We start from the raw sequence: 6,209 nt of genomic DNA on the forward strand, positions 1-6,209 counted from the left end.
AGCACATCATTTTAATGATATGCTTTTTTTGTGCTATTAATTTTTGTAACGATAGACTTTTGCTTCAAATGGACGCAATGTTGTGCCTTGATCATCTGGATAATTACTAATTAGGATCTCTGCATTAGCAGGAACACCATAGTCACGAGATTGTTCTGATTCAGTAAAGTTATTAATAACTAATAACTCTTCATCATCACCAATACGCTTGTATGTGTATACTTCCTCATCCTCTGGATCCAAGAGTTGGTAATGACCAGTTGTGATAATAGGTAATTCATGGCGTAATTGAATCAACTTTTGATAGTAATAAAATACGGAATCTTTATCAGCTAATGCTTCCTCAACATTAATTTCACCAAAATTGTCATTCATCTTTAACCAAGGGGTACCATCTGTAAAGCCAGCATTCTTACCAGCAGTCCATTGCATAGGGGTACGTGCGTTATCACGTCCCTTGTAGTGGACATAGCGTAACAATGTATCATCATCGATCAAGTGATCTTTATTAACCAAATACTCACGCGCATTCAAGATTTCAATATCATTGAAATCATCCCAGCCTAAGTTATAAGCATTCGTCATACCGATTTCTTCACCTTGATAGATATAAGGTGTTCCTTGCATGAAGTGTAGGAGGGTACCAACCATTTTAGCAGATACAACACGGAACTCGGGTTTATCACTACCATAGCGACTAACTGCACGTGGTTGATCATGGTTATTCCAGTATAGTGAATTCCATGCTTTACCGTCTAGTTCATATTGCCACTTACTTAGATTTTCCTTCAATTTAGGTAGAGAAACACGTTGATCATACCACTTTCCTAAAGCAGGATCAGGATTACCATCTAATTCAACATGTTCAAATTGAAATACCATGTTCAATTCTTTGCCATCGTTTGATGCATATTCTTTAGCATTTTCAATATCAACACCTGAGGCCTCACCAACCGTCATCATGTCAGCATTATTTAATACCTTATTACGCATTTCTTGTAGATACTCATGAACATGAGGACCATTGGCAACAGCACGATTTGAATTACCGTAAATATCTCCTTTAGGCACCTTGCCATCAGGTAATCCATCTGGCTTAGAAATCAATGAAATAACATCCATACGGAAACCATCAATTCCTTTATCAACCCACCAGTTCATCATATTCCAAATAGTCTCACGCATCTTTGGATTTGCCCAGTTAAGATCAGGTTGTCCTTCAGCAAAGAGGTGTAGATAGTACTGACCTGTCTTTTCATCAAATTTCCAAGCTGGACCAGAGAAGAAAGATCCCCAGTTATTAGGCTCATGACCATCAACTGGGTCACGCCAAATATAGAAATCACGCTTATCATTATCCTTTGAAGAACGGCTCTCGATAAACCACTTATGTTGATCAGAAGAATGGTTAACAACTAAATCCATCACAATCTTTAGACCACGTTCATGGGCTTCTGCCAATAGGTGATCAAATTGTGCCATATCTCCAAATTCTGGATTGATACTTTGATAATCAGAAATATCGTAACCATTATCCTTGTTTGGTGAATTGTAAACTGGGTTCAACCAGATAACATCTGCACCTAATTTTTTAACGTAATCTAGATGTTGTTCAACACCTTTTAAGTCCCCGATACCATCGTTATTTGAATCTTGGAATGAGCGAGGGTAGATTTGATAAACAACAGCTTTTTGCCACCACTTGATATTTTCTTTTGTCATTGTTTTCTCCAATTTTTTTTATTGATTATCTCTCATTTAGTAAATTATATTAAATTTCATCTCGAACCATCCAAATTGCAAATCCTGCAATAAAGAAAGCTATCGCTGCAACGATAAACATATGTGCCATTGAACCACCTAAGGCTGGTAGAATTAAAAAGCTAATAGATGATGCGACAATCTGTGGGATACAGATAAAGCAATTAAATAGTCCCAAAACTATACCATCATGTTTACCATCTAGCGCGTTTGTCAAAATTGTAAATGGAATCGTAATTAATGCAATCCAAGCAACTCCAAATAGGGCAAAGGCAATGATTGATGACAACTTAGTTGTACCAAATGCTATCATTAGGAAGCCAATACCACCAAGAATCATGCTAACTGTATATGCAGGTCGACGAGTCTTCTTAGTTAAGCGTGCAAAGAAAAGTCCAACAATAATGGCAACAATTGAGTACACAGCTTGAACAATTCCAAACCAATTTCCAGCTGCTTGATAACCAGCAGTTGATGGATCAGTCACATGCCATATGTTTTCGGCCAAGGCACCTGTTGAATAGGTCCACATGTAAGGAATCGCAAACCAAACAAAGAATTCGACAATACCTAATAACCAGAATACCTTTGGGGCACTTTTCAATACATTGACAATTGAAGACTTTTCATTTTGCTCTGCTGCAGAAATATTGTGATACTTTGCCATTTCTTCTGGTGTATATTCTTTAACGTTTTTAATCGTAAAGAATGCCGAAAGAGCCAAAATAATTGCTGATGCATAAAATGAAATTTTAACGGACATTGGCACTTCGCCACGTGGTGCAGTATTTGCAACTCCCAGAGCAGTTAAGAGGAAGGGGAAGACAAACGCTACTAAGCTTCCTAAACTACCCCAAACATTCTGCATTGACCATAAAGAATTTGACTGTGTTTCATTCGCCATATCAGGAATGATCATTTTAAATGGTTGTTGTGAAACGTTCGCTGCCAAATCCATAAATAATACTGTCACAGCCCCAAACCATAGCGCAGCTGCAGATCCAAACCCAAAACCTAATGAACCTGCGTTAGGCAGCATCAACATAACGATAAACGAAACAACTGATCCACCAATCAAATAGGGCATCCGTCGTCCTAGTTTTGGTAACCACGTTTTATCAGAGAAATAGCCAACTAATGGCTGCATAATCATTCCAGCCAAAGGAGGTAGAATGAAGAAAAAACCTAAATTATTCGGATCTGCACCAATCGTTTGAAAGATACGACCCATGCTTCCAGTTTGCATTGAAAAAGCTACTTGTGTACCAAAATAACCAAATGTCATCATGAACATCTGAACTTTTGTTAAGTTTGGTAATCTATTTTTAACTACCCCAGATGTGGATGTTTCTGATTCTTTCAGTTCACTACCTGTCATCATTGAATTATCCATATGAAACCCCTCATAAATCAAAATAAAATCTCAAAAGTTTTGTAAAACTTGTACAAACGTTTACGCAATTATTGTAAGCGGTTCCATTTGTTATGTCAAGTTGTTTCTAAAAAACTAAAAGTTTGTGAATTTGTTGCAATTTGTATGGTGTTACAAGAAAGTCCGTGTATAATTAAACACATTAAGATACAAGTTAGGAGTTGCTCATGAAAGTCACTTTAAAAGACGTTGCTAATGCTGCCGGACTATCGGTTGCTTCAGTTTCGCGTATACTGACAAATCGTGGTCGCTACAGTGAAGTAACAGCAAAACGTGTTAGAGAATTAGCACAAGAAATGGGATACTACAAGAATCAAAATGCGGCCGATTTATCAAGTAAAAGAAGTCGTGTTGTTGGTGTCGTTGTACCGTTAATACATACAAACTTTGCGGATGAGATAATCAAGGGACTTTATGAAACGACTATTTCATCAGGTTATGAGTTATTAATTACATATCTAGACGAAGACGAAGATCATCAGTACCAGGTATTTCAAACCCTGTTATCTAGACAGGTGGGGGCTGTCTTTATGTTGTCTTTAGATATTCCTTCATGGATGATTGATAAACTTCTAGAAGAACAAATCTCAGTAATTTCTTTAACAGCTTTGCTTAGTGAGCAAATTTCTGCAGTCACTTCAAACGAATTTGAAATGATGAATAGTATCGTCGATTATCTGATAGATATGGGACACAAAAATATTGCCTTAGTTGGAGATACAAAACTGACAACTAACATATCAAGTACTCGTCGTACAAACTTTATTAAATCAATGACAGACCACAACTTAGCGTATGAAAATATTTTTCTATATGGTAATGATCACTCGTATGAAACTGGGTATACGAGTGTTACAACTGGTTATGACATAAATCAATTGCCGTTTACCGCAGCAATTGCAACTGCTGATATGGTTGGTCAAGGACTCATAAACGCGATGAGTGATCATGGGAAAACAGTCCCTGAAGATCTTTCTATTGTGACCATTGACGGTCTCCAACAAACTGAAATAGCTCGACCTAAGTTAACAACTGTCAAACAAGATTTTCCTGAAATTGGACGCATTGCTATGCAACTTTTTTTGGACTCAGACTCAGAAAAAACTGAACCTCAGATTATTTACATTCCAACCGAATTAATTCAACGCGACAGTGTTTTAAATCTGAATTCAACGAAATAAAATAAAAATGCTCCGTAATTAATTACAGTTATAAATAAAATTTACGGAGCATTTTTGTATTTAGTATCAAAATTTGTTAGGCATTAAATGTTCTAAGATTATTTGTCAGTATAAATAACTGGATATCAGGGGGATAAGTAAGGATTTTAGCTTAGATTGAGACTGCTTAAAAAACCACTTATTTTAGTTTACATAATATATATTATCGAAAGTTAAATATAAACGGTATTGTCAAGTATTTAATGCAACTCAAGTAATTTTGACGCTTTTTTAACGCTTATAAAGTCTGATTTGCTAGTATTCAGCCAGCTTTTTAACAATTTAATGACATTTCACAATTTTTCACGATAAATTTGTGTTTTTTACATTAATTTAGTAACCAGCTTCAATATATCGTCCTTAAATTAGCAAAATTAAAAATTATTGCATCTTTTTATATTTTTTAAGCACACAAAAACCAGCCTCATTATGCTGTTTTTAAAAAATAGCTTTATCAGGCTTTTGCAACGATATTTGTTAAACTACGGTTACTTTCATGCAGTTACTTGTAAACGCCTTGTTGCTCGTTTAAACAGATAATTTGGGGATTTCTGACTCTTAACAGCATGTGTCAGCGGTTTACTATTAATCTCGTTGATCACTTGATTAACTTGTTGCTGCGTGACATCACTAAACAAAGTGCCTTTGGGAAAATACCATCGGGCGCGTAAGTTTCGATTAGTCCGCTCATTAGTTGCTCGCTCGTACGGCGCATAAGTATTGGCCACGTATAAATCCCCTAAATAACACAAAATAAACTTCACCACACGACTATTCACAAATTCGTGCCCATTATCGCATGTGATTGATTTCACATAACGACCATACTGGTGTTTAAATTGACTAAGTACCCTCACAATTTCCAAAGCACTCTTGGATTTTGCTTTAATAGCTACTTGATAACGTGTTTTACGTTCAACAAAGGTAATTAATAAGGAGCCCTGATGATTTTTGCTTTCAACCCCATCCATTTCCCAATGACCAAAAGTACGACGCTGATTAATTGATGCCGGCCGCTCATTGATACTGCGTCGTTGTCCAATATACTGACCAACTTCTTCCGGTGTGACAAGCGGTCGAAAAGACCGATAACGACGTTGATATTTTTTTGTTAAAGGTCGTCTGTATTTATTCAATGCCCGGTTTATATTACGACGATACCGTTTCCCTTGCATTGGCAAATCCTGGTTTGATAGCCCTGGAATTTTATTCTGATTGATCCAGGTATAAATCACCGTTGTATTTGAAAATAAACGCCGATGCTTTGCAACCACTTGACCGGGTGTAAAGTGATGCTGTTGTATTTCTGTTTGTAAAACTTGTTTTTTATAATTAGTCAATGACGAAGGTCTACCAGCATGATGCCGCCGATTTTGGGCGCGAAATTGCGCATCGCGAGCACGGTACATAGATTTCAGTAATTTTGTTGGATAACGTAAATTATCTTTTTTATTATCTGCAGTGCCTCGTCGGATTTCTCGCGTGATTGATGAGCGGTTTCTGTTTAATCGTTCAGCTATTCTAATTAATGAATAACCTTCCTTAATCAATAGTTCAATTTTTATTCGTTCTTCATACGAAATGGATTGACTCATAACATTTGACCTACCTTTTAAATCATATTTCTTTAAACTATTTTCATGGTTAATTTCAATTATAATAAGCAATATTACTCCAATTACACTGTTATTAGATGAATTTGAATTGTCGTTACTGGACAAGGTACCACTTAATACAATAAAAATGGTCGTAGAATGCGTTTCTCAACACTCAAATACGCACAAAAAAGCCAGCAA

Annotated in this window: 4 protein-coding genes; 1 reads left to right on the plus strand and 3 read right to left on the minus strand. The window is 36.3% G+C overall.

Annotation, left to right across the window (positions count from 1 at the left end):
- Positions 1 to 36 precede the first annotated feature (36 nt).
- Both HMPREF0877_RS00835 and HMPREF0877_RS00840 read right to left on the minus strand, forming a co-directional pair.
- On the minus strand, positions 37 to 1,722 hold the full coding sequence (locus tag HMPREF0877_RS00835; RefSeq protein ID WP_002827196.1) for a glycoside hydrolase family 13 protein: 1,686 nt from the start codon (positions 1,720 to 1,722) through the stop codon (positions 37 to 39).
- 49 nt (positions 1,723 to 1,771) lie between these two features.
- A complete protein-coding gene (locus tag HMPREF0877_RS00840; protein WP_040760386.1) occupies positions 1,772 to 3,139 on the minus strand; it encodes an SLC45 family MFS transporter in 1,368 nt (455 codons plus the stop codon).
- Positions 3,140 to 3,360: 221 nt separating this feature from the next.
- On the opposite strand from HMPREF0877_RS00840, the gene HMPREF0877_RS00845 reads away from it, so the two are divergent.
- Entirely contained in the window at positions 3,361 to 4,374 is a 1,014-nt protein-coding gene (locus tag HMPREF0877_RS00845) for a LacI family DNA-binding transcriptional regulator (RefSeq protein WP_002827198.1), read from the plus strand.
- A 533-nt stretch (positions 4,375 to 4,907) separates the two neighbouring features.
- Here HMPREF0877_RS00845 and HMPREF0877_RS09765 read toward each other — a convergent pair.
- Positions 4,908 to 6,008, minus strand: coding sequence for an IS30 family transposase (locus HMPREF0877_RS09765; RefSeq protein ID WP_138075712.1), 1,101 nt, complete (start codon positions 6,006 to 6,008; stop codon positions 4,908 to 4,910).
- Between the last annotated feature and the right edge of the window lie 201 nt (positions 6,009 to 6,209).

Origin of the sequence: Weissella paramesenteroides ATCC 33313, assembly GCF_000160575.1 — a bacterium.
In the GTDB taxonomy this organism is placed as follows: domain Bacteria; phylum Bacillota; class Bacilli; order Lactobacillales; family Lactobacillaceae; genus Weissella; species Weissella paramesenteroides.